Origin of the sequence: Streptomyces sp. NPDC012888, from assembly GCF_042900645.1 — a bacterium.
GTDB lineage: Bacteria > Actinomycetota > Actinomycetes > Streptomycetales > Streptomycetaceae > Streptomyces.
Map to the genome: position 1 here is coordinate 142,926 of NZ_JBIBBM010000015.1, position 26,072 is coordinate 168,997.

The window sequence follows — 26,072 nt, forward strand, 5'->3', positions numbered from 1 at the left end:
TCCCGGCGATCCTGCGGGGCGGGCCCGGGGGCCCGCCGGGGCCTCAGGCGCGGCGGCGGGCGGCCTCGTACAGGACCACGCCGGCCGCGACACCGGCGTTCAGCGACTCGGCGCCGCCCGGCATCGGGATGCGGACCAGGAAGTCGCAGGTCTCTCCCACCAGGCGGCCCAGGCCCTTGCCCTCGGAGCCGACCACGATGACGACCGGCCCGCCGAGCGCCTCCAGGTCCTGCACCTCGTGCTCGCCCTCGGCAGCGAGACCGACGACGGTGATGCCGGCCTTCTTGTACTCCTGGAGGGCGCGGGTGAGGTTGGTGACGCGGGCGACCGGCGTGCGCGCCGCGGTGCCCGCGGAGGTCTTCCACGCGCCCGCGGTCATGCCGGCCGCGCGCCGCTCGGGGATGACCACGCCGTGGCCGCCGAACGCGGAGACCGACCGGACGATCGCACCGAGGTTGCGCGGGTCGGTGACCCCGTCGAGCGCCACGATCAGCGGGTCCTGGCCCTCGTCGTACGCCTCGGCGGTGAGGTCCTCCGGGTGCGCGTACTCGTACGGCGGGACCTGGAGGACGAGGCCCTGGTGGTTGAGCCCGTTCGTCATCCGGTCGAGCTCGGGCCGCGGGGCCTCCATCAGGTTGATGTTGCCGCGCTCGGCCGCGAGCTGGAGCGCCTCGCGGACGCGCTCGTCGTTGTCGATGAACTGCTGGACGTAGAGCGTGGTGGCGGGCACGCCGTCGCGCAGCGCCTCGAAGACCGGATTGCGGCCGACGACCATCTCGCTGGTGCCCTTGGGGCCGCCGCGGCGCGGCGCGGGGCGGCGCCGCTCGGCGTGCCGGGCCTTGGCGTTGGCGAGGCGGTTCTTGACGTGACCCTTGCGGGCGGACGCGGGGGGCGTGGGGCCCTTGCCCTCCAGGCCCTTGCGACGCTGGCCACCGCTGCCCACCGTCGCGCCCTTCTTGTTGGACGTGCGGCGGTTCCTGCGCTGGCTGTTCCCGGCCATGACTACCTGTCTCTGCTGCTGTGAATACGTACGTACGTAGGACCAGTGTGCCGCCCGCGGACCGCGGGCGGCACATCCTGCTGCTCCCGGAGGGCTCCCTAGCGGGGGCCGAGCGTCCAGCGGGGGCCGGTCGGACCGTCCTCGATGACCAGTCCGGACTGGGTGAGCCGGTCGCGGATGGCGTCGGCGGTGGCCCAGTCCTTGCGGGCGCGGGCGGACTCCCGCTGCTCCAGGACCAGGCGCACCAGGCTGTCCACGGCGTCGTGCAGGTCCTGGCCGCGGTCGGACTCTCCGGCCCAGTGCGGGTCGAGGGGGTCCAGGCCGAGGACGCCGAGCATGGCGCGCACCTCGGCGAGCCGTGCGATCGCCGCGTCCTTGTCGTCGGCGGCCAGGGCGCTGTTGCCCTGCCGGACGGTGGTGTGGACGACGGCGAGCGCCTGCGGGACGCCCAGGTCGTCGTCCATGGCCTCGGCGAAGGCCGGCGGGACCTCGGCGGCGGGTTCGACGGTCTTGCCGGCCATCTCGGTGACCCGCTGGACGAAGCCCTCGATGCGGGAGAACGCGGCGTCCGCCTCGCGGAGGGCCTCCTCGCTGTACTCGATCATCGAACGGTAGTGCGGGGTGCCGAGGTAGTAGCGCAGGACGACGGGGCGCCAGGCCTTCACCATCTCGGAGACCAGCACCGAGTTGCCGAGGGACTTGGACATCTTCTCGCCGGACATGGTGACCCAGGCGTTGTGCACCCAGTAGGAGGCGAAGTCGTCGCCGAAGGCCTTGGCCTGGGCGATCTCGTTCTCGTGGTGCGGAAAGATGAGGTCCAGGCCGCCGCCGTGGATGTCGAAGGCGCTGCCGAGGTACTTGTGCGCCATGGCGGAGCACTCCAGGTGCCAGCCGGGGCGGCCGCGGCCCCACGGCGTCTCCCAGTCGGGCTCGCCGGGCTTGGAGGCCTTCCACATGGCGAAGTCGCGGGAGTCGCGCTTGCCGGTGATGCCTTCCTCGGTGGGCTGCTGGAGGTTGTCGAGCTCCTGGTTGGACAGCTTGAGGTAGTCCGGGTAGGAGCGGACGTCGAAGTAGACGCTGCCGTCGGCCTCGTAGGCGTGGCCGCGCTCGATCAGGCCGCGCATCATCTCGACCATCTCGGTGACGTGGCCGGTGGCGCGGGGCTCGTAGGTGGGCGGCAGGCAACCGAGGGCGGTGTAGCCGTCGTTGAACGCGCGCTCGTTCTCGTAGCCGATGGACCACCAGGGGCGGCCCTGTTCGCCACCCTTGCGGATGATCTTGTCGTCGATGTCCGTGACGTTGCGGACGAACGTGACGTCGTAGCCGCGGTATTCGAACCAGCGGCGCATGATGTCGAAGTTCAGGCCGGAACGGATGTGCCCGATGTGCGGGGCGGCCTGGACGGTGGCGCCGCAGAGGTAGATCGAGACACAGCCCGGCACGAGCGGGGTGAAATCGCGGATCTGCCGGGCGCTGGTGTCGTACAGGCGAATGGTCACGGCATCAAGGGTAGTGCGCCGAAGCCAGTGCCCCGCGACCGCCGGCCGCCGCGGGGCGCTGCGTCACGCGGCCGGCGGCGGGCGTCAGGCGGGACGGACGCGGTGGACCAGGGCGGTGGCGATGGCGGCCAGGCCTTCGGCGCGGCCGGTCAGGCCGAGACCGTCGGTGGTGGTGCCGGAGACGGACACCGGGGCCCCGGCGGCCGCGCTCAGCGCCTTCTGGGCTTCGTCGCGCCGCTTGCCGATCTTCGGGCGTACGCCGATGACCTGCACGGACACGTTGCCGATCTCGAAACCGGCGGCGCGCACGATCCGGGCGGCCTCGGCGAGCAGGGTCACGCCGGAGGCGCCGGACCATTCGGGGCGGGAGGTGCCGAAGTGGGCGCCGAGGTCGCCGACACCGGCCGCGGAGAACAGGGCGTCACAGGCGGCGTGGGCGGCGACGTCCCCGTCGGAGTGCCCGGCCAGCCCGTACTCCTCCCCTTCCCAGAGCAGGCCGGCGCACCACAGTTCGCGGCCCTTCTCGAAGGCGTGCACGTCGGTGCCGATGCCGACCAGCGGAAGCACGGGTCCGGCGGGGGCTTCGGGACTAGTAGGCATCGGTGGCCCTCCTGCGGGCGAGTACGGCCTCGGCGAGGACGAGGTCGAGCGGACGGGTGACCTTGAAGGCCTCTTCGTGGCCGGGGACGACCACGACGGTCACGCCGAGCTTTTCCACCATTCCGGCGTCGTCGGTGGCACCCTCGCCGTTGACGGCGATGGTCTCGTGGGCCCGGACCAGGGTCTTCCGGTCGAAGCCCTGCGGGGTCTGCACGGCGCGCAGCCGGGACCGCTCGGGAGTGCCGAGGACGGCTTCGGGCTCGCCGGGGCGGCCGGCCGGTTCGACCTCCTTGACGGTGTCGGCCAGCGGCAGGGCGGGTACCACGGCGGGCGCGCCGTCGCGGACGGCCTCGACGACGGCGTCGACGGTGTCCACCGGGACCAGCGGGCGGGCGGCGTCGTGGATGAGGACGGCGGTGACGTCCTCCGGCAGGGCGTCCAGGCCGGCCCGGACGGACTCCTGCCGGGTCTCGCCGCCGGGGACGACGAGGAGGTCGGTGCGTTCCGGCAGGGAGACCTCGTCCAGCAGGTTGCGGACCTCGGCGGCCCCGTCGGGCGGGGCGACGACGACCACCAGCGAGACGGCCCGTGACCGGGCCATGGCGCGGACGGCGTGGATCAGCATGGGGATGCCGCCCAGCGCGCGCAGGGCCTTGGGGGCGCCGGGGCCGAGCCGGACACCACGGCCGGCGGCCGGGATCACCGCGGCGGTGCGGTGGGGGCGCGGGGGGCCCGCCGGGCCCTCGTGGCGCGTTTCGTCGTACATCGGGTAGCTCCGCTAGCTCCGGGCAGGGACATGGACGGGCGGCCAGGTTTGTGCCTTCGGCCGACTTGGGTATGGCCTTGGGGGTACCCCCGGCGGTAGGCGGGGGTGTGCCGGGTGCGATGCCCTCGCCCCTTCCGTGACGGACCCGGCGCACCGCGGCCGGCGTGCGCGACGGGGGCTTGTCAGGGCGTACGCGTACGGGTCAGGGAGTACGCGTACGGGCGCGGGTACAGACATGCCGCAGCGCCCGGCAACAGGCCCCCCGCAAAACGGGAGGCGCAGTCAACGGGCACCGCGGCACACTGTGTGGAACGGTCCGTGTTCGCGTCAGGACGCGAGGACCTCGTCGAGGAGGGCCTCGGCCTTGTCCTCGTTGGTGTTCTCCGCGAGCGCGAGCTCGCTCACCAGGATCTGACGCGCCTTGGCGAGCATGCGCTTCTCGCCCGCGGACAGACCGCGCTCGCGCTCACGACGCCAGAGGTCGCGCACCACTTCGGCGACCTTGATGACGTCGCCAGAAGCGAGCTTCTCCAGGTTCGCCTTGTAGCGACGGGACCAGTTCGTGGGCTCCTCGGCGTACGGTGCACGCAGCACCTCGAAGACCCGGTCCAGACCGTCCTGGCCGACTACATCGCGAACGCCGACGAACTCCGCATTGTCCGCAGGCACACGAACCGTCAGGTCGCCCTGGGCGACCTTGAGCACCAAGTAGGTCTTGTCCACGCCTTTGATCTGGCGAGTTTCGATGGCCTCGATCAGCGCGGCCCCGTGATGGGGATAGACCACGGTGTCGCCAACCTTGAACGTCATGTGACAGGTACCCCTTCCGTGGCTATCCAGGGTAACACGAGAACGGACCGTTATGAATGGCGTTTTCGCAGGTCAGGGCCTATCTCGGGGCTTGACAACAGCGGCGGCGACATGCTCCGGGGGTGTCGCGGAAGGGGGTATTCGCAGGTGGGGGGCCCTGTCGGGGCGCACAGAAACGACCACGTTACACCTGGCGGGCGAGCCGGAGGCTGTGATGTACGTCCCGTTTTGCCTGGTTCCGAGCAGCCAAACGGAAGTACTCCGTTCGACTGGCGGACACCCGCACGGACGGGTTCCGAGCCAATCCCGAATTGATCACCGGTGAATCGGTGAATTCGATCACGGACGATATACCCGGGCGGGGCGGACGGGGCGCGGAATAACAAGATCGCCGGAGCCCGGGGGGTGCGCGGCGGCGGCCCGGAGGGTCGGGTGCGGGGGCAGGGCGGCGGCTCGGTAACCTAAGCGCGCTGACACACCCTTAGGGCGGCTTTACCTCGGCCGTCCGACCGCCCTCGTCCGTACGTCCAAGGAGTTGCCGCCGCCGTGAGCCGCAGCCTTCGACGCGGCGCCCTCGCCGCCGCCGCCATCGTCCTCTCCATCGGATCCCTCGCCGCATGCGGCGCCGGTAACGACGCGCAGTCCCTCGGGATCAAGCCGGACACCGCGATGGCCACCAAGGGTGACATCGAGATCCAGAACGCTCTGGTCATCACCCAGGCAGACAAGAAGGCCAAGGGGCCGGCCGTCGTATCGGCGACCGTCTTCAACAACGGCGGCAAGGCCCAGACCCTGGACGGCATCACGCTGCCGGGTGGCGGCGGCACCGTCGCGCTGAAGCCCGCCACCGGCTCCGGGAAGATCACCGTCCCGGCCGGCGGCTCGGTGGTCATCGGCGGCGAGGGCAACGCGTCCGCCGTGATCGAGGGCGGCAGCGGGTCCCTGGAGGACGGCGACGGGCAGGAGGTCGTCTTCCAGCTGTCGCAGACCGGGGACGTCTCCCTGGAGGCCTTCGTCGTGCCGGCCACCGGCTACTACGAGGCGTACGGCCCGACCGTCGCCCCGGCCGCCCCCGGCGCCAAGCCCGGCGCGTCCGGCTCTCCGGCCGCCACGCCGTCGGGCAGCCCCGCCGCCACCCCGGCCGCGGGCACCTCGGGCTCCCCGGCCGCCACGCCGTCCGGCTCGGCCGCGGTCACCCCGTCCGGCTCGGCCTCTCACGCCGCCGGTCACTGACCCCACCCGAGAGGGCCCCGCCCGTACCCCGGGCGGGGCCCTCTCGCACGTCACCACCCGGCCCGCAGCCCCGTCCGAACACGGGGGCTCGGCCGCGGGAATGGTTACGGCTCGAACTTGTAGCCGAGGCCGCGGACCGTGACCAGGTACCGCGGCGCCCCCGGATCCGGCTCGATCTTCGCCCGCAGCCGCTTCACGTGGACGTCGAGCGTCTTCGTGTCGCCCACGTAGTCCGCCCCCCACACCCGGTCGATCAGCTGCATCCGGGTCAGCACCCGCCCCGCGTTGCGGAGCAGCATCTCCAGCAGGTCGAACTCCTTCAGCGGCAGGTCGACCTTCGCGCCGGCCACCGTCACCACGTGCCGGTCGACGTCCATGCGGACCGGTCCGGCCTCCAGCGCGGCCGGCGTGACCTCCTCCGGCTCGCCGCGGCGGCGCAGCACCGCGCGGATGCGGGCGACCAGCTCCCGCGAGGAGAAGGGCTTGGTGACGTAGTCGTCCGCTCCTATTTCCAGCCCGACGACCTTGTCGATCTCGCTGTCCTTGGCGGTCACCATGATCACTGGCACGTTGGAGCGGCCGCGCAGCTGCCGGCAGACCTCGGTGCCGGGCAGGCCCGGCAGCATCAGGTCGAGCAGGACGAGGTCGGCGCCGTTGCGCTCGAACTCGTCCAGGCCGTCGGGCCCGGTCGCGGCGATCGCGACCTCGAAGCCCTCCTTGCGGAGCATGTAGGACAGGGCGTCGCTGAAGGATTCCTCATCCTCGACGACGAGCACTCGGGTCACGGAAGGACCTCCGGGGCAGGGGTGGTGGCTGTTTGTCTGTCGGGCGCGGCGGTCCGGGTGGTGGCGGCCTCCGGAAGCCTGAGGGTGAAGGTGGAGCCCTGGCCCTCGGAGCTCCACACCGTGACCTCCCCGCCGTGGGAGGCGGCCACGTGCTTGACGATCGCGAGGCCGAGGCCGGTGCCGCCGGTCGCGCGCGAGCGCGCCGGGTCCACGCGGTAGAAGCGCTCGAAGATGCGCTCGCGGTCCTTCTCCGGGATGCCGATGCCCTGGTCGGTGACGGCGATCTCGATGAAATCGCCCCGGGGGGCGGCCACCCGGCGGGCGGCTATGCCCACCCGGGTGCGGGCCGGACTGTAGTTGACGGCGTTCTCGACCAGGTTGCCCAGGGCGGCCGCGAGCTGGCCGCGGTTGCCCCAGACGCGCAGGTCGGCGGTGCCGCCGGCGGCCATGGTGATCTGCTTGCTGGAAGCGGTGTGTCGGCAGCGGTCGACGGCCTCGGCGACGAGCGTGTCCACGCGCACGGGCTCGGCGTCCTCCAGCGGGTCGTCGTTCTGGACCCGGGACAGGTCGATGAGCTCCTGGACCAGGTTGGTCAGCCGGGTGGCCTCGATCTGCATCCGGCCGGCGAAGCGCATGACCGCCTCGGGGTCGTCGGAGGCGTCCATGACGGCCTCCGAGAGCAGGGAGAGCGCTCCCACGGGCGTCTTCAGCTCGTGCGAGACGTTGGCGACGAAGTCCCGGCGCACCGCCTCGATCCGCCGGGCCTCGGTCAGGTCCTCCACCAGGAGCAGGACGAGCCGCGAGCCGAGCGGGGCGACGCGTGCGGACACCGCGAGGGCCTCGCCTCGGCCGGTGCCGCGCCGGGGCAGGTCCAGCTCGACCTGGCGTATCTCCCCGTCCCGGCGGGTGTCGCGGGCCATGTGGAGCATCGGTTCGACGGCCAGCTTGCCGCCGCGGACCAGCCCCAGGGCGTACGCCGCCGAGCTGGCCTTGACGACCGCGTCGGCCTCGTCGAGGACGACCGCCGAGGAGCGGAGTACCGAGAGGACGGTGTCCACGCCCGGCGGCAGCACCGCGTTGATGTCCGGCCTCATGGAGCTCCGGGTGGGGCGGGCCTGGTCGCGCTCGCTCCAGCGGAACGCCAGCATGGCGATCACGCCGGTGCACAACCCGGCGATCGCAGCCGCTGCGGCGACCGCCGCGTTCACGTCCATGCATCCAGGTTAAGCAGGCACGACGACAGTTCCACAGCCGTTCGGGTGGCACCTCGAACAGTCGTCGCCCAGAGTTCACCGTGGCGACGGGGTTGATTCACTTGTGGTGTCGGAGCCCGACGCGTACGCCCCGGACCGTGAGAGCGTGGGCGCCGGACCCAAACGATCCCCCCGGCTCCCCGGCAGACGTGAGAGAGGGAACACCCATGCGGGACGCTTACCACGAGGAACTGGACTCGATCGGGGAAGGCCTCGTCGAGATGGCCCGGCTCGTCGGTTCCGCCATCGGGCGGGCGACCACCGCCATGCTCGACGCCGACCTGAAGCTCGCCGAGAGCGTCATCGCGGCCGACCAGAAGGTCGACGACCTGCAGCACGACCTGGAGGCCCGGGCGATCGCCCTGCTGGCCCGCCAGCAGCCGGTCGCCACCGACCTGCGCATCGTCGTCACCTCGCTGCGGATGAGCGCCGACCTGGAGCGCTCCGGCGACCTGGCCCAGCACGTGGCGAAGCTCGCCCGGCTGCGGTTCCCCGACACCGCGGTGCCGCGGGACCTGCACGCGACCATCCTGGAGATGGGCCAGCTGGCACAGCGCCTGATGGCCAAGGCCGCCGAGGTGATCATCACCAAGGACGTCGACCTCGCCCTCCAGCTGGAGACGGACGACGACGAGATGGACCAGCTGCACCGCACCCTCTTCCAGCACCTGATGGACGACCGCTGGAAGCACGGCATCGAGACGGCCGTGGACGTGACCCTGCTGGGCCGCTACTACGAGCGGTTCGCCGACCACGCGGTCTCGGTGGCCAAGCGCGTGGTCTACCTGGTGACCGGCGAGCACGCCGACGAGCTCCAGCCGCCGACCGTGGTCGAGGGCGTCTGACCCGGGCGCTCTGCCCCAGTGCGCCGTTGACGCGCCGCCCCGGCCGGGCATGAATGAGGCGAACGCACCACCGCCCGCGAGGAGGAACCATGCCCGATTCCCCCGTGCCCATCACCCCGGAGCAGGAGCAGTCACCGCCGAAGGAGCCGCTGCGGCTCCCGCTGCTCGCGGCCTGCGGCTGCGGCTCGGGCTGCGGCTGCGGCTGCCAGTCCGGCGCGCCTTGCCAGTGCGGCTGACCGCCGCCCGCGCGCGAGGGGCCCCGGCCGTCACGGCCGGGGCCCCTTCGTCAGTACGGTTCCACCACCGGCGGCGGCGACCAGTGCGGCGGCAGCGACTGCCCCTCGCCGCGGAAGCAGCGTGCCGGGAACCTGCGGTGCCACCAGGCTCCGTCCCGCTCGCCGAGGCCGGCTCCGTCCACGGCCATCGGCAGCGTCGCGGCGAAGAACCGGTCGTCCCAGCGGTCCAGTACCGGCTGCCGCAGGACCCGCTCCCGTTCGCCGAGCCGCGGCCAGGCGGCGTGCAGCCAGTCCCGGCAGGCCAGCTCGTTGGCGTACTCCCACACCCAGGCCAGGTCGAAGCCGGCCTCTATGTCGACGACCACCAGCCGCCACCGGGCCAGCGCCTCGTCCGGGCTGCCGAAGCCGCGGCCGGCGGCCGCGGCGGCCGGCTGCTCACCCATCGAGGTCGAGCACGCCGACCGTCTGACCGCCGCTGGTCTCGCCGGTGAGGCGGAAGCCCAGCTTCAGGTAGAACTCCCTGGGACCGTCCTCGCCCGGCTCCCACGTGGTGTACAGCCGGTCGCCGCCCCGCCGCCGGATCTCCTCCGCCACCTGCGCGACCGCGTACCGTCCGTACCCGCGGCCCTGCGCGTCGGCCGCGATGTTCAGCCGCCACAGCCCGCTGCGCCGGTCCTCGGGGTCCTTCGCCGGGTTCCACTGGATGTCGAGGAAGGCCATCAGGAACCCGACGACCCGCTCCCCGTCGACGATCAGCCGCGGCCAGGCGGTGTCCCCCCAGGCGTAGGCCTCGGCCAACGAGTGGGCGACGGGCTCGACGTTCCCCTCCTGCTCGGGACGTATCCGAAGCCCGATCCCGGCTTCGACGTTGGCGGGAACGATCTTCTCCAGGCGCAAGGTCATCCGCGCACGGTAACAACGCGAGGGCCCCCTGCCCACGGAATATCCGCAGGCGGGGGGCCCTCGGCGGGCTTCGTTACTTCTTGCCCTGGTTCTTCACGGCCTCGATGGCGGCGGCCGCGGCCTCCGGGTCGAGGTAGGTGCCGCCCGGGTTGAGCGGCTTGAACTCGGCGTCCAGCTCGTAGGAGAGCGGGATGCCGGTCGGGATGTTCAGGCCCGCGATGTCGGCGTCGGAGATGCCGTCCAGGTGCTTGACCAGGGCGCGCAGGGAGTTGCCGTGGGCGGCGACCAGGACCGTGCGGCCGGCCAGCAGGTCCGGGACGATGCCGTCGTACCAGTACGGGAGCATGCGCTGGACGACGTCCTTGAGGCACTCCGTCTTCGGGCGCAGCTCCGGCGGGATCGTCGCGTAGCGCGCGTCCCCGGACTGGGAGAACTCGGTGCCGTCCTCGAGGGCCGGCGGCGGGGTGTCGTACGAGCGGCGCCACAGCATGAACTGCTCCTCGCCGAACTCGGCGAGGGTCTGGGCCTTGTCCTTGCCCTGGAGCGCACCGTAGTGGCGCTCGTTCAGGCGCCAGGAGCGGTGGACCGGGATCCAGTGGCGGTCGGCGGCCTCGAGCGCGAGCTGGGCGGTGCGGATCGCGCGCTTCTGGAGGGAGGTGTGCACGACGTCGGGGAGCAGGCCGGCGTCCTTGAGCAGCTCACCGCCGCGGACCGCCTCCTTCTCGCCCTTCTCGTTGAGGTTGACGTCCACCCAGCCGGTGAACAGGTTCTTCGCGTTCCACTCGCTCTCGCCGTGGCGGAGCAGGATCAGCTTGTACGGTGCGTCGGCCATGCGTACGAGCCTAATGGACGCGGAAGGGCACGCGTGCGCTGCCGCGGGCCCCGCCGATTGACGCGGGGCGTCAATCCAGTGGCGTCCGGAACCCCCCTGGCCGTAACGTCCGGCCCAGTGCCGCACCACTTACACACCGCCGGGGGGAATCCGTATGTCCGTTGCCGCGATGAGACGAGCCGTGCACGAGAGCGTGTCGGGTCTGCCGGGGGCGTTCTGGTGGCTCTGGACGAGCACGCTGGTGAACCGGCTCGGGGCTTTCGTCGCCACCTTCATGGCCTTGTACCTGACCCTGGACCGGGGCTACTCGGCCTCGTTCGCGGGACTGGTGGCCGCCCTGCACGGGCTCGGCGGAGTGGTCTCCTCCCTGGGGGCCGGGGTGATGACCGACCGGCTGGGGCGCCGGCCCACGATGCTGGCGGCCAACGTCTCGACGGCGCTGTCGGTGGCGCTGCTGGGCTTCATGGAGCATCCGGCGGCGATCGCCGCGGTGGCCATGCTGGTCGGCATGACCTCGAACGCCTCCCGGCCGGCGGTGCAGGCGATGATGGCGGACATCGTCCGGCCGGAGGACCGGGTCCGGGCGTTCGCCCTGAACTACTGGGCCATCAACCTCGGCTTCGCGGTGAGCGCGGTCGCCGCCGGCTTCGTCGCGGAGTTCAGCTACCTGGCGGGCTTCCTGGGCGAGGCGGCGCTGACGCTGGTCTGCGCGGTGCTGGTCTTCGTCAAGCTGCCGGAGTCCCGGCCGGAGCGGGTGCCGGGGACGGCGGGCGGCGCGGAGCCGGAGGTCGGGCTCGGGACGGTGCTGCGGGACCGGCGGTTCATGAGCGTCGTCGGCCTGTCCTTCCTCATCTCCCTCATCTTCACCCAGGGGTCGGTGGGGCTTCCGGTGGCGATGGGCGCGGCGGGCTTCTCGCCCGGGGACTACGGGCTGGTCATCGCGGTCAACGGGGTGCTGATCGTGGTGCTGCAGATTCCGGTCACCCGTTTCATCGAGCACCGCGATCCGCAGCGGCTGCTGGTGGTGTCGGCGCTGCTGGCCGGGTACGGGTTCGCGATGACGGCCTTCGCGGGGTCGATCGGGGCCTACGCGCTGACGGTGTGCGTGTGGACGCTGGCGGAGATCGTGAACTCGCCGACGCAGATGAGCCTGGTCGTGCGGCTGTCCCCGGTGCACGGGAGGGGCCGCTACCAGGGCATGTACACGATGTCCTGGGCGGTGGCCGCGCTGGTCGCTCCGCTGATGGCGGGGTACGTGATCGACGAGTACGGGGCGGGGTGGCTCTGGGGAGCGACGGGGGTGCTGGGCACGGTGGCCGCGCTCGGCTACTGGCTGCTGATGCGGGGCCTCCCGGCGGAGCCCGCCCAGGCCGCCGCCGCCCAGCCGCTGCCCGCCCCCAGCCCGGATCCGACCCCGGCGGCGTGACCCCGCGCCGGACTGCCGGACAAGCCTCCGCCCAGGCCACGGGGCTCCGCCCCGCGTGCCCGGCGGGGGTGCCGCTCGGTCCGCTCGAACGCCGTTCGGGGTCGGAGGCGAGGCCGGGCCCGGGTCAGGGGGTGGGGTGGGTGAGGTGGCGGAAGGCGGAGAGGTTGGCCGTGGATTCCCCGCGGGACGTGCGCCACGCGTACTCGCGGCGGATCGCACTGGCGAACCCCAGCTCCAGCAGCGTGTTGAACGCGCCGTCGCACGCCTCCAGGATCGTGCCCAGGAGCCGGTCCAGCTCCTCCGGGGTGATCACCGACAGCGGCAGCCGGCCCGCCAGGTAGACGTCGCCGAGGCCGTCCACCGCGTAGGCGAGGCCGCCGTACAGCTTGAGGTTGCGTTCCAGCAGCCACCGGTGGACGGCGGCGTCGTTCTCGTCGGGGTGGCGGATGACGAACGCGTTCACGGACAGCGAGTGGCGTCCGACCAGCAGCGAGCAGGTCGTCGACAGCTTGCGCGTGCCGGGCAGCTTGACCACGTACGAGCCGGGTTCGGGGGACTCCCACTCCAGCTCGGCGCCGGTCAGGGTGGACTCGATGATCGCCGCGTGATCAGCCATGGTGGGAGCGTACGCGACGGCGGTGATCATGCATGGCCGCGGTGTACACGTCCGCCGTGCCGCTGGCGGCGGTGTCCCAGCCGAAGGAGCGGGCGTGCCGGGCCGCCTCCCGGCCCATCCGCTCGGTCAGCCCCGGGTCGTCCACGAAGCGCCTCAGCCGGTCGGCGTAGTCCGCCGGGTCGTGCCCGGGCACCAGCAGGCCGGTGGTGCCGTCGGCGACGGCGACCGGCAGGCCGCCGACCGCGGCGGCGAGCACCGGCGTGCCGGTGGCCTGCGCCTCGACGGCGACCAGCCCGAAGGATTCGCTGTACGAGGGCATGACCAGCACCGACGCCGCCCGGAACCAGTCGACCAGGCGGTCCTGGGCGACCGGCGGGTGGAAGTGGACCAGGTCGGCGATGCCCAGCGCGGAGGCCAGCTTCTGCAGGCCTTCCGGCTTGGCCAGGCCGCTTCCGCTGGGGCCGCCGACGACCGGCACGAACAGCCTGGGGCGCAGCGACGGGTCCCGGTCGACCAGCCGGGCGACCGCGCGCAGCAGCACGTCGGGGGCCTTGAGCGGCTGGATCCGGCCGGCGAAGAGGGGGATCAGCGCGTCCTGGGGCAGGCCCAGGCGGGCGCGGGCGGCGGCCCGGCCGTCGCCGACGGTGAAGCGGTCGAGGTTGACGCCGGGGTGGACGACGGCGACCTTGCCGGGGTCGGCCTCGTAGTGGCGGACCAGCTCGTCGGCCTCCTCCGAGGTGTTCGCGATCAGCCGGTCGGCGGCGGTGACGATCTGCGTCTCGCCGATCACGCGGGCGGCGGGCTCGGGAGTGTCGCCCTCGGCCAGGGAGGCGTTCTTGACCTTGGCCATGGTGTGCATGGCGTGGACGAGCGGGACGCGCCAGCGCTCGGCGGCGAGCCAGCCGACGTGGCCGGAGAGCCAGTAGTGGGAGTGGACCAGGTCGTAGTAGCCGGGTCGGTGGCCGGCCCAGGCCTGCATCACGCCGTGGGTGAAGGCGCACAGCTGCGCGGGCAGCTCTTCCTTGGCCAGGCCCTCGTACGGTCCGGCGTCGACGTGGCGGACGAGTACGCCGGGGGCCAGCTCGACGGAGGGCGGGAGGCCGCCGGCGGTGGCCCGCGTGAAGATCTCGACCTCGATGCCGATCGCGGCGAGCCGCCTGGCGAGCTCCACGATGTACACGTTCATCCCGCCGGCGTCGCCGGTGCCCGGCTGGTGCAGCGGCGAGGTGTGCACGCTGAGCATGGCCACCCGGCGCGGCTTGCGGTGCTGGCCGAACTCCGGGAGGCGGAGGCGGGGCGGGTCGTGGCGGGTGAGGCGGCCGGCCGCACGCCTTCCTCCGAGCCGGGATACGTACTGGCTCAAGGGAGCAGTCCTCTCGGTCGGTGGTCGCCGGTCGCTGGTCGCCGGCAGGCAGGTCGGCGCCGGGCGCGGGGTGCGCCCGTCAAGGGTGCAACCACGGCGGGCCTGCCCGGCATTCCAGTCCGGGCGGATCGGCCCTCGGTTTGCCGGATTTTTATCCGGCCCGTTCCTTCCGCTTACTCTCGGCCCATGGCCTCCCGCACCCCTCCCCCGAGCCGTCCCGTGGGCACGGTGACCCGCGGGACGACCAATCCGAACCGGCTGCGCCGGATGGACCGGTGGATCGCGGCCGTGCACGGGCCGGCGCTGCGCCGGGCCGACGCCCCGGTGGCGGTCGACCTGGGCTACGGGGCCGCGCCGTGGACGGCGGTGGAGCTGCTGGCCCGGCTGCGGACGGCCGCGCCCCGGGTGCGGGTCGTCGGCATCGAGATCGAGCCGGCCCGGGTGGCGGGTGCCAGGCCGTACGAGCGGGAGGGGCTGAGCTTCCGGCACGGCGGGTTCGAGGTCCCGCTGGACGGCGGCGAGCGGCCGGCCCTGATCCGGGCGGCGAACGTGCTGCGGCAGTACGACGAGGAGCAGGTCGCCGAGGTGTGGGGGCGGCTGTGCGGGCGGCTCGCCCCGGGCGGGCTGCTGGTCGAGGGCACCTGTGACGAGATCGGGCGGCGGCACGTGTGGGTGGCGCTGGGGCCGGAGGGGGCGCGCACGGTCACCTTCGCGACCCGGCTGGGCTCCCTGGAGCGGCCCTCGGACCTCGCGGAGCGGCTGCCGAAGGCGTTGATCCACCGGAACGTCCCGGGTGAGCCGGTGCACGCGTTCCTGCGGGACTTCGACCGGGCGTGGGCGGCGGCCGCGCCCTACGCCTCGTACGGGGCCCGGCAGCGGTGGATCCGCACGGCGCGGGCGCTGGCGGCGGACTGGCCGCTGACGGACGGGCCGGTGCGCTGGCGGCAGGGCGAACTGACCGTGCGCTGGGACGCGTTGCGCCCAGCGGGGTGAATCCGGCCGGTCGGGGAACCGGCGTCGGTCCGGTCCCGTTGAGTCGTCGGGGGGCCGGAGGGGACGGAGTGCATGATCGGACGGGTGCCCGCAAGGGTGTCGGTTTTCCCGGAGTCGTGGCACCATCCCGAAGGCGGCAACAAGTTACTGATGAATAGTCAGATCTGACCTGAAGGCGGATCTCGGTGTCTGGGGGGACGATGAACCGACGGCGACGCGGCTCGGTGGCGCTCACTCTGCTGTGCGCGACGGCCATCCTCACCGCTCCGGTGCTCTCCGGCACGGCCTTCGCCGTTCCCGCCCCGGTGCCGGGCGCCAAGTCCCTGGAGCAGGTCCGCAAGGAGATCGAGGAGCTCCACCGGCAGGCGGGCGCCGCAACCGACGCCTACAACCAGGCGGAGACCGAGACCAAGCGGCAGTCCGACCAGATCGTCTCCCTCGCCAAACAGATCGCGGCCGGCCAGGACCGGATCACCGTCCTGAAGAACCGGGTGGGTGCGGCGGCCCGCGCCCAGTACCGCTCGGGCGGCCTGCCGCCGGGCGCCCGGCTGGTGATGAGCAGCGACCCGGCCCAGTTCCTCGACGGCGCCGACCGGTTGCGCCAGGGCGAGAAGGCCACCGCCGACGTGCTCACCGAACTGAACCGCACCCAGGCCGACTTGCAGCAGTACGCAAAGGACGCCACCGCCCACTGGCAGGGCCTGGAGGCCAACCGGCTCAAGCAGGAGGCGGCGAAGAAGAAGATCGAGGAGAAGATCAAGGCCGCCGAGGAGCTGGAGAGCAAGCTGGAGGCCGAGGAGAAGGCCCGGCTCCTCCAGCTGGAGCGGGAGGCCCAGTACCGCGCGCAGAAGGACTGGCTGAACAGCGGCGGGATGAAGGACGTGAAGGGCGCGGCCACCGAGGCCGGCAAGCTCGCCGTCCGGTACGCCACGGCCCAGATCGGCAAGCCGTACGTGTGGGGCGCCGAGGGACCCGACTCCTTCGACTGCTCCGGGCTGACCTCGCAGGCCTGGCTGGCGGCCGGCCGGCACATCCCGCGCACCTCGCAGGAGCAGCTTCGGCTGCTGCCGAAGGTCCCGCTCAAGGACATGCGGCCCGGGGATCTGATCATCTACTACGACGACGCCAGCCACGTGGCGATGTACGTCGGGGACGGCGCGATGGTGCACGCCCCGCGCTCCGGCCGGGACGTGACGATCGCGGGGGCCGGGTCCATGCCGATCAAGGCCGTCGTCCGCCCGGACGCGTAGCCGAAAGGCCCCGTTCCGGTATCCCGACTGCCGAGATTCCGCACCCCCGCGGCGTGATGTACGTCATCCCGCCACCTGCGACTTCGCGCGCGTTAGGGGCATATGCCCGGGGCGTGGCCGGCAGTGGCATTCCATCGGCCCGTGTCCTCCCGCTAGGGTCGGGGCGCAGTGAGCGCACCCTCGGGGGGAGGGAAGGAACCGAGACGATGACCGCCGTACCCGTACCGCGGCAGAGGGACATCCCGGCCGCGGAGAGCGGTCAGCCCGGGATTCCCCAGCAGCCCCTGACGCTGCTGGTGATCCAGGACGACCCGGCCGGCGGCCTCACCGTCCCGGAGATCCTGGACACGGACGGCCAGCGCATCCGCATCCGCACCGCGCGGAACCTCACCGAGGCGGCCCGGCTGCTGACCCAGGACGTGCACTGCATCCTGCTCGACCTGAGCCTGCCCGGTGCCGGGCTCGGCTCCGGCCCGGCCCGGGTCACGGCCACCGCGGTGGAGACGGCCGGCGACGAGCTGGCCACCCTGCGGCAGGTGCTGCGCATCGCCCCGCGCCACGCGGTGCTGGTGCTGACCGCCGAGGCCGACGCCGAGCGGGCGGCCGAGGCGGTGCGCGTCGGCGCCCAGGACTTCCTCTTCCGCGACGAGCTGGACGGGCGGCTGCTGAGCCGCGCCATCCGCTACGCGGTGGAGCGCAAGCGGGCCGACATCGCCCAGTACAAGCTTGCAGAATCGAAACTGCGCGCCCAGGAGAACGCCCGCCTGGAACGCGGCCTGCTGCCCACGCCGCTGCTGGAGGGCTCCGACATCCGGTTCGCCGCCCGCTACCGGCCCGGCCGCAGCCGGGCCCTGCTGGGCGGGGACTTCTACGACGCGGTCCGCACCCCGGACGGCACGGTGCACGCGATGATCGGCGACGTCTGCGGCCACGGCCCGGACGAGGCGGCCCTCGGCGTGGAGCTGCGGATCGCCTGGCGGGCGCTGACCCTGGCCGGCCTCTCCGGCGACGACCTGCTGGCCACCCTCCAGCAGGTGCTGGAGGTGGAACGGCCCTGCGACGAGATCTTCGCGACCCTGTGCACGGTGGACATCTCCCCCGACGGCCGCCGGGCCGGGCTCTGCCTGGCCGGACACCCGGCCCCGCTGGTCGCCCGTACCGAGGGGCCCGCGCGGCTCCTGCCGTACGAGGACAGCGGTCCGGCACTCGGGCTGCTGCCGCGCGCCCGCTGGCCCCGCCGCCAGGTGGAGCTGGGCAGCTCCTGGGGCCTGATGCTCTACACGGACGGGCTGATCGAGGGCCGGATCGGCACCGGGCGCGAGCGGCTGGGCCAGGACGGCATGGTGGAGATGATCAACCGGCACCTGGACCGCGGACTGGCCGGCGAGGGCCTGCTGGAGGCGGCCGTCACCGAGGCCCGCAGCCTGAACGGCGGCGAGCTCACCGACGACGTGGCCCTGGTCCTGCTGGCCCGCGGCTGACGCGACCGGCCCCGCCGGGGGCCGGGGCCCGGGCCCCGGCACGGACCGGGCGCAGCCGGGCCAGGGCGCAGCCGGGCCAGGACGCAGCCAGGCCGGGCGGCTAGCGGTTGCCGTTGTACGGGCCGTAGGGCCCGTCGCTGCTGCTGCCCCGCCGGCCGCCGCCGGAGACCCGCTGCAGCGCGGGCCGCACGTCGACCATGAACACGATGGTCGCGATCAGTCCGGCCACCTGCAGGAACAGCCAGCCCAGGAAGCAGCCGACGACCGCGATGCCCAGGATGACCAGCCAGAACGTCTTGGTCTGCTTGTCCGCGGCGCGGTAGGCGTCCTCGCGGGCCACCAGGGCCATCACGAAGGCGACGACCGCGAAGACCAGCAGCGCCAGCCCGATCAGCCACTGGACGGAAAACAGCCCCTGCATCAACGTGCCCTGCGTCCACATGTCCCGCTACCGCCTTGCCTGCCGCTTCCGACGAAGTCCCGCTCTCCCACGCTACCTACAAGAACGGGCCGGACACCCCCAAGGTGCCCGGCCCGCGCCGTCGTCTACCTACTCGGCCGCGGCCTCCGCCGGCTCCGCGGCCGCCTCCTTCTTCGCGGTCCGCTTGCGCGCCGCCGGCTTCGGCTCCTCGGCCGGCTCGGGCTCGACCACCGAGGCGACCTCGACGATCTCGTCGGCGACCTCGCCGCGCCAGGTGCGCACGGCCTGCTCGCCGTGCTCGGCGACCCGGTCGTAGGTCTCCTTGGCGCGCACCGCGTACTCGGCGGCCACGCCGACCCCGCGCAGCGCGAGGTCCTGGGCGGTCTCGCCGATCTTCTTCGCGTCGATCTTCTTCGGGTCGAAGCCCTTGGGGTCGATGGATCCGATCACCCCGGCCACCTTGGCGGCCACCGCCTCCAGGTCCTCCCGGGCCCGCTCCTGCACGGCCTTGGGGTCGGTGTTGCGCACGGCCTCGAGGAGGGCCGGCACCTTCTTGGCCTGCTGCACGGCGAGGTCGGCCGTGCCGGCCGCGAAGTAGAGCGGAGTCGGGTCGGTCAGGGTCTTCTTCAGGTCATCGACGACGGCCATCTTCCGGTCCTCCCGGATCGCGGTTCTGTTCGGTCTGCTGGAACTGCTCTGACTACTCGGGCTGCTCGGACTACTGGGGCTGCTCGGACTGCTCGGTCCGCCCGGACCGCTGGTCCTCCTGCGGCGGGCGGGGCTCCTCGGTGAGCGCGTTCTCCTTGCGGAACGACTCGTAGATCTGGAGCAGCACCTGCTTCTGCCGCTCGTTTATCGAGGGATCGGCCAGGATGGCGGCACGCGTCTCCACCTCGTCCCGGTCCCGCTCGTCCAGGATCCCCGCCTGCACGTACAGCGTCTCCGCGGAGATCCGCAGCGCCTTGGCCAGCTGCTGGAGGATGTCCGCGCTCGGCTTGCGCAGCCCGCGCTCGATCTGGCTCAGGTAGGGGTTCGACACCCCTGCGGCGTCGGCCAGCTGACGCAGCGACAGCTGGGCCTGGCGGCGCTGTTCGCGCAGGTACTCGCCGAGGTTCCCGACGTTCAGGGATGCCATGCCCCGATCCTCCCGCAAGCCGCTAACTTTTGCAAGCAGCTGCTTGCAGCAGCACGCACCCGCCGTCCGTGTCAGTCCACGGCCCGCGTGCCGACCACCACCGTCGCCCCCCATTCCTCCGAGGACACCGCGCGCACCGCCAGACCGGCCGCCGTCATCGCCGAGGCCGTCGACGGGGACTGCCGGCCGCTCGTCTCGATCAGCAGGTGCCCGCCCGGCGCCAGCCAGTCCGGCGCCCCGGCCGCCAGCCGCCGCTGCACGTCCAGCCCGTCCGGTCCCCCGTCCAGCGCCGTCCGCGGCTCGTACTCCCTGGCCTCCGCGGGCAGCAGCCCCAGCGAACCGGTCGGCACGTACGGGGCGTTGGCGACCAGCAGCGACACCCGGCCGCGCAGCCCGGCCGGGAGCGCCCCGTACAGGTCGCCCTCGTGGACCCGGCCGCCGTACGGAGCCACGTTGACCCGGGCGTACTCCAGCGCCACCGGGTCGATGTCGGCCGCGTGCAGCTCCGCCCCCGGCACGGCGGCGGCCACGGCCGCACCCAGCGCGCCCACCCCGCAGCACAGGTCGAGCACCACCGCGCCCGGCCGGGCCACGGCCACCGCCTCGGACACCAGGAACTCGGTGCGGCGGCGCGGCACGAACGCGCCCTCGCCCACCGCCATGCGCAGGCCGCAGAACTCGGCCCACCCCACCACGTGCTCCAGCGGACGCCCGGCGGCCCGCAGCCGCACGAGCTCCTCCAGGTCCGCGCCCTCCGCCGCCCGCGTCCGCAGCAGCCCGGCCTCTTCCTCCGCGAAGACGCAGCCGGCGGCCCGCAGCCGCTCGACCACCCAGTCCGTCACTCGTGTCTCCATCATTCAGAACATATCCGGGCACCACGGGCGCCGGCCGGTCCGGAACACCGCGTCGGCCAGCTCCACCGCCCCCGCGCGGTGCTCGGTGATCCGCCCCAGCGCCGCCATCCGCGCCGCCGACGCGTCACCCAGGTACAGGGCGCCCAGCACGTCCACGCCCAGCGTCAGGTCCGCCGGCGCGCCGGTCCGCTCGCAGCCGCCGGTCCCGGCGTCCAGCCGGTAGCGGCCGCCGGCCGGGCCCGACCCGTCCTCGACCTCCAGCACGAGCGTGCCCGGCACCGCGTACGTCCGGGCCTCCAGCGCCCGTACGACGTCCAGCAGCCGCACCCACAGGAAGTCGGCGGAGGTGAGCATCCGGGCCGAGCGCGGGTCGGGGAGCAGGTCCGGCAGGACGTCGTCCGGCGGCCGATAGCCGGTGCGGACCCGGACCACCCAGTCCACCGAGCACAGGAAGTACCAGAGCTCCCGTTCCGCCTGAGGGGTGAGGGCGATCAGGTCCTTCACGCTGAGGGTGTTCGACGGGACCTTCGCGTCCGTCCACTGGTCGTCCGCCCGGTACACCGCCAGGCCCTCCACCTCGCCGGACGCCGACCGGTACACGGCGTGGAAGGACGGCCGGTAGGGGCGGTCGGAGGTCTCCTCCAGCCCGGTGGCGAGGTTCCACCACCGCTGGTCCCGGCCGACCGCGCCCGGCGTGACCGCCCGGAACCGTTCGTGCAGCGCCGGGCCGACCCGGCGGACCTCCGCCACGTCCACCAGGTCGATGCGGCCGCCGCCGGCCGGGGACGGCCGCCGCGGGTCGAGACCGGTGCGCGGTACGTCGACCTCCCACTCCGCGGCGTGGGTGGCCGGGCCGAAGCCGAAGCGGCCGTAGATGGGGTACTCGGCGGCGATCAGGGTGCACAGCACGTCGCCACGGGCCTGCGAGGCCGCGAGTTCGGCGGCCATCATCCGGCTCAGCAGGCCGCGGCGCCGGTGGGTGGGCAGCACGGCCACCGCGGAGACCGCGCTGGCCGGGACCTCGGCACCGCCGGGCACGGTCAGCCGCTGCGCGAAGGAACGGAAGGCGGCCACGCAGCGGCCGGTGTGCGGGTCGAAGGCGCCCTGGGTGCGGGAGAGGTCGAAGTACTTGGCGCGCTGGACGGCGTCCGCCTCCGTCACCTGGAGGGGGACCAGGAAACCGGCCTGCTTGGCGCCCCACCACTCGGCGACTTCCGGCTCGGTGACCGGGCGGATCTCGATGCTTCGGTCGAGGCTCATGACCGTCACGCTAGACGCCGGTCCGCGCCCCTTCCTCCCATTTTCGGCCCGCCCGGGCGGAAGCCCGGCGTCCGCTAGCCGAGCAGGTCGTCCACCTGCGCCTCGCCCTCCCGGTACCGGCGGGTGATCTCGGCGCTGCAGTCGTCGGCGGTGCGCTGGAGCTGCTGCCGGCGCCGGGACACCTGCTGTTCGTAGCGGACCAGCCGGCCCATCGCGTCGTGCAGCTCGGCGTCGGTGCGGGCGTCCAGGTCCGACAGCTCCACGTCGGACAGCATCTCGGCCGCCAGCAGCCGGAACTCCTCGTTGTGCGGGGTGCCGAGGGTGACGTGCCGGGCGGAGGCGCTGCGGCTGGAAGGCGCGTCGGCGAGGATCTCGGAGAGCCGGTCCACCACCACCACCGGCGCCTCGGGGTCGGCGCGCCGGGCCAGCTCGGCCCGCAGGATGTCGATGCGGCCCTGGAGCAGCCGGCGCACGTAGCTGAGGTCGGCCTCGTCGCGCTGCGCGTCGCGGCGCAGGGTGCGCAGTTCCGCGAGGCCCAGCTCGTGCAGGGTGGGCGGCCGTACGTCCTGCCCGCGCTGCGCGGGCGGCCGCACCGCCGGCACGGGGCCCGCGGATGCAGAGGTACCAGAAGTATTCATACGAACGTGTCCGTCCCCTCGACCGGTGCTCGGCGCACCGCCTCCGTGCATCGTGCCACTGACGGCGGGGGCGGTGCAGTCTCCGGCCACCCGATCGGCCCCGGACGGGTGCACGCCTGGTACACAGGTGGTATGCGAGCAGTGGTGCAGAGGGTGGACGGCGCGAGCGTCGTGGTCGCCGGTGAGACCGTGGGCGAGATCGTCGGCGAGGGGCTGTGCGTCCTGGTGGGGGTCACCCACGAGGACACCCCCGAGAAGGCCGGGCAGCTGGCGCGCAAGCTGTGGTCGCTGCGGATCCTCGACGGCGAGAAGTCGTGCAGCGACAACGGGGCGCCGCTGCTGGTGGTCTCGCAGTTCACGCTGTACGGGGACGCCCGCAAGGGCCGCCGGCCCACCTGGAACGCGGCCGCGCCCGGCCCGGTCGCGGAGCCGCTGGTCGACGAGGTGGTGGCGCGGCTGCGGGAGCTCGGCGCGACCGTGGAGACGGGCCGGTTCGGTGCGGACATGCGGGTCTCGCTCACGAACCAGGGCCCGTTCACGGTGCTCCTGGAGATCTGACCGCCGGCCCGCGCTACGGCTGGACGACGACCTCCTGCGCGGCGGCCGTGGTGCCGGCCAGCAGCGCGGCGTCCACCGGCACGTTCCGCTTGACCAACGCGAGGGCGATCGGGCCGAGCTCGTGGTGGCGGGCCGCGCTGGTGACGAAGCCCAGCTGCCGGCCCTCGGGCCCGTCGGAGGCCAGCCGTACGGGGGCGCCGTGCGGGGGCAGCAGCACCTCGGAGCCGTCGAGGTGCAGGAAGACCAGCCGGCGCGGCGGCTTGCCCAGGTTGTGGACCCGGGCCACCGTCTCCTGCCCCCGGTAGCAGCCCTTCTGCAGGTGCACGGCGGTGCCGATCAGGCCCAGTTCGTGCGGGATGGTCCGGTGGTCGGTCTCCAGGCCGAGGCGGGGCCGGTGCGCCTCCACCCGCAGCGCCTCGTACGCCAGCAGGCCCGCGGCCGGCCCGTACTCGGCGGCGAAGCCGGTCAGCCGCTCGCGCGGCAGGAACACGTCACGCCCGTACGGGGTCTCCCGTACGACGAGCTCCTGAGGCAGCTCCGCGATGGACCCGGCGGGCAGGTGCACCACCGCGAACTCGCCGGTCCGGTCGGCGACCTCCACCCGGTAGAAGAACTTCATCGACTCCAGGTAGGCGATCAGCGCCTCCTGGGTTCCCGGCTCGACGTGCGCCCACACGGTCTCCCCGTCGTCCACGAGGTACAACGCGTGCTCGATGTGGCCGTTGGCGGACAGGATCAGCGCCTCGGTGGCCCGCCCGGGCGGGAGCTCGGTCAGGTGCTGGGTGAGGAGGAGGTGCAGCCAGCTCAGCCGCTCCGGTCCGGTGACGGTGACGACGCCGCGGTGCGACAGGTCGACGAAACCGCGGCCGTCGGCGAGGGCGCGCTGTTCGCCGTAGAGCTCTCCGTAGTGGGCTGCGACGCCTTCGTCACGGCCTTCGGCCGGTACGGCACCGGGCAGATCAATCAAAGGGCTGGTCATGGGGAAAGCCTACGACTGCCTACGACTGGTCCGACCGCCGCTTGGCGGCGCACTTCGCGCACAGTCCGAAGATCGCGAAGTGCTTCATGTCGGTCTCGAAACCGAAGTCGGCGCGCAGCTTGGCGGTGAACTGGGAGGCGACGTCCTGGTCCGCCTCGATCACGTCCGCACAGTCCCGGCACACCAGGTGGATGTGGTGGTGCCGGTCGGCGAGGTGGTAGGTGGGGGCGCCGTGGCCGAGGTGGGCGTGGGACACCAGGCCGAGCTCCTCCAGGAGCTCCAGGGTCCGGTAGACGGTGGAGATGTTCACGCCGGAGGCGGTCTTGCGGACCTCGGCGAGGATGTCGTCCGGGGTCGCGTGCTCCAGGGCGTCGACGGCCTCCAGCACGAGCTGGCGCTGCGGGGTCAGGCGGTATCCGCGCTGCCGCAGGTCACTCTTCCAGTCGGTGCTCACCACCCGGCCAGTGTAAGCGCGCGAAGGGGGCCGCGGACCGTTCCCGCGGCCCCCTTTCGCGGGGCTCGGCCGAGTCGGGCTCAGCGGAAGAACGCGATGCCGTCGTCGGGCATGTCCGGGAGGTTGCGGGCCATCTCGGCCACGTCCTCCGGGGTGACGACCTTCTTGAGCTGGGCCGACATGTACGGGCGCAGCTCGACCTCGGGGGTGGCCTTCTCGCCGACCCACATCAGGTCGCCCTTGACGTAGCCGTAGAGGCGCTTGCCGCCGCTGTACGGGCCGGAGGCGGCGGTCCGCGCGACCGCGTCGGTGGCGAGGTCGATCTGCGGCTTGCCCTCGGCGAGCTCGCCGTACCAGACCTCGACCACGCCCTGGTCGCGGACCATCACGATCTCGATCTGGCGGTCCTTGCCGATGCGCCAGTACCCGGTCTCCGACTCCAGGGGCTTCACCTTGTTGCCCTCGGCGTCCAGCACCCAGGTGTTCGAGGAGTACGACAGGAAGTCCCGGCCGTCGTGGGCGAAGACGACCTCCTGGCCGAAGTTGCACTTCTCGTCGCCGGGGTAGTCGAAGACGCCCGCGCCCTCCCAGGTGCCGAGGAGGAAGGCGAGGGGGACGAGGCCCGGGTTCAGGTCGGACGGAATGTGGATCATGTGTGGCTGCTCAGGCGATCTGTGGGAGGGGTGGTGGACCGGAGGTCAGCGCTGGCCCTGGTAGAGCTTGGCGACGGCCAGCACGGTGAAGGCGAGGACGCCGACGCAGACCAGGACCAGCAGGGAGGTGAAGACTGCCTCAAGCACGGGGTGCTCCTCGGGAGGGTTGACTGTGCGGGACCGGTCCCCAAGCCTACTGGCCCGGGGACCGGCGCACTGTGTGAGGTGGGCCGTAATGGCAACTCGGCCGGTGCCCGGGGCTCAGCCGAGCAGCTGGTTCTGGAGGATCACGGTCTGGTGGAAGGGGACGGTGGCGACGCCGCCCTTGCGGGTCTGCAGGATGACCGCCTGCACGTCTCCGATCTGCAGGCAGCCCAGCCGGACCTGCTCGTCTCCGACGGGCACCGCCTCCTGGTAGACGTTCACCGTGCTGGAGCTGAGCGTGCCGGAGCCCTGGAAGCCGCCGGAGGAGGGGCCACCGGGCTGGGAGACCTTGGCTTTGCTCCAATCGTGGTCCGGTTCCAGCCGCGGGCCGCCCTTGATCCGGATGTCGACGCCGCAGCTCTTGTACGTGTCCACGAAGCCGGAGGAGTGGAACCGCAGCAGGTAGACGCGGGTTCGGGTGCCGTCGGAGGTGACCCAGCCGCGCGCCGCCACTTGGCGGAGTCCCTCGTCCCGGAAGGCCTGCCCCATCGTCTCCCGCTGTCCGGGCTCGTCTCCGGGGTGGACCGTACGGCTTGCTGTGGCTCGGCCGCGGTCAGTGCGTCTTCCAAAAGGGGTCCCCCCACAGGACATGCGTCATGGATTCGATCACCAGTGCACAAGAAGGACCGTCTGAGGGGAGGGGGAGTTCAGGACACCCGAGATCACGATTCGGTGTCGCCCGGGCGGCGCTTGCCGTCCAGTTCGTCCCACCACTCGTCGGACTTCGGGTCGCCCGACGGGTCGTCCCACCAGCGGTCGTCGGGGCCGCGGCGGTTCGCGACCAGGGCGGCGACCGGGGGAAGGACCATCGCGACCACGCAGAGGGCGACGGCCGCCTCCACCGACCACAGCCGCACGTAGGACCAGGCGGAGACGAAGAGGAAGAGGCACGCGCCCATCAGCAGGAAGTAGGCGCGCCGGCGCCGGGCGTACATGCCTTCAGCGTAGTTCCGGGCGCGGACGGCACGAAGGGCCGCACCCGTCCCCGGTCCAGTGGCGTCCAACCCCCGGGGGAAAGGTGCGGC

General features: G+C 72.7%; 29 protein-coding genes and 2 pseudogenes. 8 read left to right on the forward strand and 23 right to left on the reverse strand.

The annotated features are described in order from the left end of the window. Positions 1-43 precede the first annotated feature (43 nt). The 5 genes from rlmB to ACFY61_RS24835 form a co-directional block, all read right to left on the reverse strand. The gene (gene rlmB, locus ACFY61_RS24815; RefSeq protein WP_389475187.1) at positions 44-1,000 is read right to left on the reverse strand and encodes a 23S rRNA (guanosine(2251)-2'-O)-methyltransferase RlmB; all 957 of its coding nucleotides are present in this window, start codon (positions 998-1,000) and stop codon (positions 44-46) included. A 98-nt stretch (positions 1,001-1,098) separates the two neighbouring features. Then, positions 1,099-2,499 carry a cysteine--tRNA ligase gene (cysS, locus tag ACFY61_RS24820; RefSeq protein WP_389475189.1) on the reverse strand — a complete coding sequence of 467 codons (1,401 nt, stop codon included), beginning with the start codon at positions 2,497-2,499 and terminating at the stop codon, positions 1,099-1,101. 84 nt (positions 2,500-2,583) lie between these two features. Further along, positions 2,584-3,099: a 2-C-methyl-D-erythritol 2,4-cyclodiphosphate synthase gene (ispF, locus tag ACFY61_RS24825; protein WP_389475191.1), complete on the reverse strand. Its 516-nt coding sequence runs from the start codon at positions 3,097-3,099 to the stop codon at positions 2,584-2,586. Continuing rightward, the gene (gene ispD, locus ACFY61_RS24830) at positions 3,089-3,865 is read right to left on the reverse strand and encodes a 2-C-methyl-D-erythritol 4-phosphate cytidylyltransferase (RefSeq protein WP_389475193.1); all 777 of its coding nucleotides are present in this window, start codon (positions 3,863-3,865) and stop codon (positions 3,089-3,091) included. Before ispD ends, ispF begins: the two co-directional genes overlap by 11 nt. A 327-nt stretch (positions 3,866-4,192) precedes the next feature. Then, positions 4,193-4,675, reverse strand: a complete 483-nt coding sequence (locus ACFY61_RS24835; RefSeq protein WP_003953493.1) for a CarD family transcriptional regulator — start codon at positions 4,673-4,675, stop codon at positions 4,193-4,195. A 546-nt stretch (positions 4,676-5,221) separates the two neighbouring features. On the opposite strand from ACFY61_RS24835, the gene ACFY61_RS24840 reads away from it, so the two are divergent. Further along, positions 5,222-5,908, forward strand: a complete 687-nt coding sequence (locus ACFY61_RS24840; protein ID WP_389475195.1) for a DUF461 domain-containing protein — start codon at positions 5,222-5,224, stop codon at positions 5,906-5,908. Between the two features lie 104 nt (positions 5,909-6,012). Here ACFY61_RS24840 and ACFY61_RS24845 read toward each other — a convergent pair whose 3' ends face one another. After that, positions 6,013-6,693, reverse strand: a complete 681-nt coding sequence (locus tag ACFY61_RS24845; protein WP_007265514.1) for a response regulator transcription factor — start codon at positions 6,691-6,693, stop codon at positions 6,013-6,015. Continuing rightward, entirely contained in the window at positions 6,690-7,907 is a 1,218-nt protein-coding gene (locus ACFY61_RS24850; protein ID WP_389475197.1) for a sensor histidine kinase, read from the reverse strand. The genes ACFY61_RS24845 and ACFY61_RS24850 overlap by 4 nt, the downstream gene beginning before the upstream one ends. Before the next feature lie 206 nt (positions 7,908-8,113). Between ACFY61_RS24850 and phoU the strand changes: the two genes are divergently transcribed. Both phoU and ACFY61_RS24860 read left to right on the forward strand, forming a co-directional pair. After that, the gene (gene phoU, locus ACFY61_RS24855; protein WP_150208522.1) at positions 8,114-8,791 is read left to right on the forward strand and encodes a phosphate signaling complex protein PhoU; all 678 of its coding nucleotides are present in this window, start codon (positions 8,114-8,116) and stop codon (positions 8,789-8,791) included. Positions 8,792-8,880: 89 nt separating this feature from the next. Beyond that, on the forward strand, positions 8,881-9,027 hold the full coding sequence (locus ACFY61_RS24860) for a hypothetical protein (protein WP_389475199.1): 147 nt from the start codon (positions 8,881-8,883) through the stop codon (positions 9,025-9,027). A 50-nt stretch (positions 9,028-9,077) separates the two neighbouring features. Here ACFY61_RS24860 and ACFY61_RS24865 read toward each other — a convergent pair whose 3' ends face one another. From ACFY61_RS24865 to ACFY61_RS24875, 3 genes are all read right to left on the reverse strand, one after another. Further along, positions 9,078-9,470, reverse strand: coding sequence for a hypothetical protein (locus ACFY61_RS24865; RefSeq protein WP_389475201.1), 393 nt, complete (start codon positions 9,468-9,470; stop codon positions 9,078-9,080). After that, on the reverse strand, positions 9,463-9,930 hold the full coding sequence (locus tag ACFY61_RS24870; RefSeq protein ID WP_389475203.1) for a GNAT family N-acetyltransferase: 468 nt from the start codon (positions 9,928-9,930) through the stop codon (positions 9,463-9,465). Before ACFY61_RS24870 ends, ACFY61_RS24865 begins: the two co-directional genes overlap by 8 nt. A gap of 73 nt (positions 9,931-10,003) precedes the next feature. Next, positions 10,004-10,762 carry a phosphoglyceromutase gene (locus ACFY61_RS24875; protein ID WP_389475205.1) on the reverse strand — a complete coding sequence of 253 codons (759 nt, stop codon included), beginning with the start codon at positions 10,760-10,762 and terminating at the stop codon, positions 10,004-10,006. A 154-nt stretch (positions 10,763-10,916) separates the two neighbouring features. On the opposite strand from ACFY61_RS24875, the gene ACFY61_RS24880 reads away from it, so the two are divergent. Further along, positions 10,917-12,188, forward strand: a complete 1,272-nt coding sequence (locus tag ACFY61_RS24880) for an MDR family MFS transporter (RefSeq protein ID WP_389475206.1) — start codon at positions 10,917-10,919, stop codon at positions 12,186-12,188. A 124-nt stretch (positions 12,189-12,312) separates the two neighbouring features. Here ACFY61_RS24880 and ACFY61_RS24885 read toward each other — a convergent pair whose 3' ends face one another. Next, positions 12,313-12,804, reverse strand: a complete 492-nt coding sequence (locus tag ACFY61_RS24885) for a YbjN domain-containing protein (protein ID WP_389475208.1) — start codon at positions 12,802-12,804, stop codon at positions 12,313-12,315. Beyond that, complete coding sequence (gene mshA / locus ACFY61_RS24890; RefSeq protein ID WP_389475210.1) at positions 12,797-14,167, reverse strand: D-inositol-3-phosphate glycosyltransferase; 1,371 nt, start codon at positions 14,165-14,167, stop codon at positions 12,797-12,799. Before mshA ends, ACFY61_RS24885 begins: the two co-directional genes overlap by 8 nt. Positions 14,168-14,353: 186 nt before the next feature. Between mshA and ACFY61_RS24895 the strand changes: the two genes are divergently transcribed. The 3 genes from ACFY61_RS24895 to ACFY61_RS24905 all read left to right on the forward strand — a co-directional run bounded on the left by ACFY61_RS24895 (position 14,354) and on the right by ACFY61_RS24905 (position 17,891). Then, entirely contained in the window at positions 14,354-15,160 is an 807-nt protein-coding gene (locus tag ACFY61_RS24895) for a class I SAM-dependent methyltransferase (RefSeq protein WP_389475212.1), read from the forward strand. Between the two features lie 200 nt (positions 15,161-15,360). Continuing rightward, positions 15,361-16,410 carry an NlpC/P60 family protein gene (locus ACFY61_RS24900; RefSeq protein WP_389475214.1) on the forward strand — a complete coding sequence of 350 codons (1,050 nt, stop codon included), beginning with the start codon at positions 15,361-15,363 and terminating at the stop codon, positions 16,408-16,410. 206 nt (positions 16,411-16,616) lie between these two features. Then, on the forward strand, positions 16,617-17,891 hold the full coding sequence (locus tag ACFY61_RS24905; RefSeq protein WP_389475216.1) for a PP2C family protein-serine/threonine phosphatase: 1,275 nt from the start codon (positions 16,617-16,619) through the stop codon (positions 17,889-17,891). A gap of 100 nt (positions 17,892-17,991) precedes the next feature. On the opposite strand, the gene ACFY61_RS24910 is transcribed toward ACFY61_RS24905, so the two are convergent. The 6 genes and pseudogenes from ACFY61_RS24910 to ACFY61_RS24935 all read right to left on the reverse strand — a co-directional run bounded on the left by ACFY61_RS24910 (position 17,992) and on the right by ACFY61_RS24935 (position 22,199). After that, complete coding sequence (locus ACFY61_RS24910) at positions 17,992-18,312, reverse strand: DUF2516 family protein (protein ID WP_389475218.1); 321 nt, start codon at positions 18,310-18,312, stop codon at positions 17,992-17,994. A gap of 138 nt (positions 18,313-18,450) precedes the next feature. Continuing rightward, positions 18,451-18,960: pseudogene (locus ACFY61_RS24915) on the reverse strand (hypothetical protein); the annotation flags it as partial. A 70-nt stretch (positions 18,961-19,030) separates the two neighbouring features. Continuing rightward, positions 19,031-19,447 carry a helix-turn-helix domain-containing protein gene (locus ACFY61_RS24920; protein WP_389475220.1) on the reverse strand — a complete coding sequence of 139 codons (417 nt, stop codon included), beginning with the start codon at positions 19,445-19,447 and terminating at the stop codon, positions 19,031-19,033. Between the two features lie 71 nt (positions 19,448-19,518). After that, positions 19,519-20,301, reverse strand: a complete 783-nt coding sequence (locus ACFY61_RS24925; RefSeq protein WP_389475222.1) for a putative protein N(5)-glutamine methyltransferase — start codon at positions 20,299-20,301, stop codon at positions 19,519-19,521. A 3-nt stretch (positions 20,302-20,304) separates the two neighbouring features. Continuing rightward, positions 20,305-21,561: a GNAT family N-acetyltransferase gene (locus ACFY61_RS24930; RefSeq protein ID WP_389475224.1), complete on the reverse strand. Its 1,257-nt coding sequence runs from the start codon at positions 21,559-21,561 to the stop codon at positions 20,305-20,307. 74 nt (positions 21,562-21,635) lie between these two features. Next, positions 21,636-22,199, reverse strand: coding sequence for a hypothetical protein (locus ACFY61_RS24935; protein ID WP_389475225.1), 564 nt, complete (start codon positions 22,197-22,199; stop codon positions 21,636-21,638). Between the two features lie 132 nt (positions 22,200-22,331). On the opposite strand from ACFY61_RS24935, the gene dtd reads away from it, so the two are divergent. Then, positions 22,332-22,757: a D-aminoacyl-tRNA deacylase gene (dtd, locus tag ACFY61_RS24940; RefSeq protein WP_389475227.1), complete on the forward strand. Its 426-nt coding sequence runs from the start codon at positions 22,332-22,334 to the stop codon at positions 22,755-22,757. Positions 22,758-22,770: 13 nt separating this feature from the next. Here the strand turns inward: dtd and ACFY61_RS24945 are convergent, their stop codons facing one another. From ACFY61_RS24945 to ACFY61_RS24965, 5 genes and pseudogenes are all read right to left on the reverse strand, one after another. Further along, on the reverse strand, positions 22,771-23,736 hold the full coding sequence (locus ACFY61_RS24945; RefSeq protein ID WP_389475229.1) for a YgfZ/GcvT domain-containing protein: 966 nt from the start codon (positions 23,734-23,736) through the stop codon (positions 22,771-22,773). 19 nt (positions 23,737-23,755) lie between these two features. Continuing rightward, entirely contained in the window at positions 23,756-24,193 is a 438-nt protein-coding gene (locus ACFY61_RS24950) for a Fur family transcriptional regulator (protein WP_389475231.1), read from the reverse strand. A gap of 77 nt (positions 24,194-24,270) precedes the next feature. Further along, the gene (locus tag ACFY61_RS24955; RefSeq protein WP_389475233.1) at positions 24,271-24,843 is read right to left on the reverse strand and encodes an FABP family protein; all 573 of its coding nucleotides are present in this window, start codon (positions 24,841-24,843) and stop codon (positions 24,271-24,273) included. A 261-nt stretch (positions 24,844-25,104) separates the two neighbouring features. Continuing rightward, positions 25,105-25,530 (reverse strand): annotated as a pseudogene (locus ACFY61_RS24960) (hypothetical protein); the annotation flags it as partial. Positions 25,531-25,709: 179 nt separating this feature from the next. Then, complete coding sequence (locus ACFY61_RS24965; RefSeq protein ID WP_389475235.1) at positions 25,710-25,982, reverse strand: DUF3099 domain-containing protein; 273 nt, start codon at positions 25,980-25,982, stop codon at positions 25,710-25,712. Between the last annotated feature and the right edge of the window lie 90 nt (positions 25,983-26,072).

Excerpts from the sequence above, each read along its gene's own strand:
- rlmB (WP_389475187.1), bottom strand. The coding sequence starts at position 1,000 with ATGGCCGGGAACAGCCAGCGCAGGAACCGCCGCACGTCCAACAAGAAG.
- ispF (WP_389475191.1), bottom strand. The coding sequence starts at position 3,099 with ATGCCTACTAGTCCCGAAGCCCCCGCCGGACCCGTGCTTCCGCTGGTC.
- ispD (WP_389475193.1), bottom strand. The coding sequence starts at position 3,865 with ATGTACGACGAAACGCGCCACGAGGGCCCGGCGGGCCCCCCGCGCCCC.
- ACFY61_RS24835 (WP_003953493.1), bottom strand. The coding sequence starts at position 4,675 with ATGACGTTCAAGGTTGGCGACACCGTGGTCTATCCCCATCACGGGGCC.
- ACFY61_RS24850 (WP_389475197.1), bottom strand. The coding sequence starts at position 7,907 with ATGGACGTGAACGCGGCGGTCGCCGCAGCGGCTGCGATCGCCGGGTTG.
- phoU (WP_150208522.1), top strand. The coding sequence starts at position 8,114 with ATGCGGGACGCTTACCACGAGGAACTGGACTCGATCGGGGAAGGCCTC.
- ACFY61_RS24860 (WP_389475199.1), top strand. The coding sequence starts at position 8,881 with ATGCCCGATTCCCCCGTGCCCATCACCCCGGAGCAGGAGCAGTCACCG.
- ACFY61_RS24865 (WP_389475201.1), bottom strand. The coding sequence starts at position 9,470 with ATGGGTGAGCAGCCGGCCGCCGCGGCCGCCGGCCGCGGCTTCGGCAGC.
- ACFY61_RS24870 (WP_389475203.1), bottom strand. The coding sequence starts at position 9,930 with ATGACCTTGCGCCTGGAGAAGATCGTTCCCGCCAACGTCGAAGCCGGG.
- ACFY61_RS24875 (WP_389475205.1), bottom strand. The coding sequence starts at position 10,762 with ATGGCCGACGCACCGTACAAGCTGATCCTGCTCCGCCACGGCGAGAGC.
- ACFY61_RS24880 (WP_389475206.1), top strand. The coding sequence starts at position 10,917 with ATGTCCGTTGCCGCGATGAGACGAGCCGTGCACGAGAGCGTGTCGGGT.
- ACFY61_RS24885 (WP_389475208.1), bottom strand. The coding sequence starts at position 12,804 with ATGGCTGATCACGCGGCGATCATCGAGTCCACCCTGACCGGCGCCGAG.
- ACFY61_RS24895 (WP_389475212.1), top strand. The coding sequence starts at position 14,354 with ATGGCCTCCCGCACCCCTCCCCCGAGCCGTCCCGTGGGCACGGTGACC.
- ACFY61_RS24900 (WP_389475214.1), top strand. The coding sequence starts at position 15,361 with ATGAACCGACGGCGACGCGGCTCGGTGGCGCTCACTCTGCTGTGCGCG.
- ACFY61_RS24905 (WP_389475216.1), top strand. The coding sequence starts at position 16,617 with ATGACCGCCGTACCCGTACCGCGGCAGAGGGACATCCCGGCCGCGGAG.
- ACFY61_RS24910 (WP_389475218.1), bottom strand. The coding sequence starts at position 18,312 with ATGCAGGGGCTGTTTTCCGTCCAGTGGCTGATCGGGCTGGCGCTGCTG.
- ACFY61_RS24920 (WP_389475220.1), bottom strand. The coding sequence starts at position 19,447 with ATGGCATCCCTGAACGTCGGGAACCTCGGCGAGTACCTGCGCGAACAG.
- ACFY61_RS24925 (WP_389475222.1), bottom strand. The coding sequence starts at position 20,301 with ATGGAGACACGAGTGACGGACTGGGTGGTCGAGCGGCTGCGGGCCGCC.
- ACFY61_RS24930 (WP_389475224.1), bottom strand. The coding sequence starts at position 21,561 with ATGAGCCTCGACCGAAGCATCGAGATCCGCCCGGTCACCGAGCCGGAA.
- ACFY61_RS24935 (WP_389475225.1), bottom strand. The coding sequence starts at position 22,199 with ATGAATACTTCTGGTACCTCTGCATCCGCGGGCCCCGTGCCGGCGGTG.
- dtd (WP_389475227.1), top strand. The coding sequence starts at position 22,332 with ATGCGAGCAGTGGTGCAGAGGGTGGACGGCGCGAGCGTCGTGGTCGCC.
- ACFY61_RS24945 (WP_389475229.1), bottom strand. The coding sequence starts at position 23,736 with ATGACCAGCCCTTTGATTGATCTGCCCGGTGCCGTACCGGCCGAAGGC.
- ACFY61_RS24955 (WP_389475233.1), bottom strand. The coding sequence starts at position 24,843 with ATGATCCACATTCCGTCCGACCTGAACCCGGGCCTCGTCCCCCTCGCC.
- ACFY61_RS24965 (WP_389475235.1), bottom strand. The coding sequence starts at position 25,982 with ATGTACGCCCGGCGCCGGCGCGCCTACTTCCTGCTGATGGGCGCGTGC.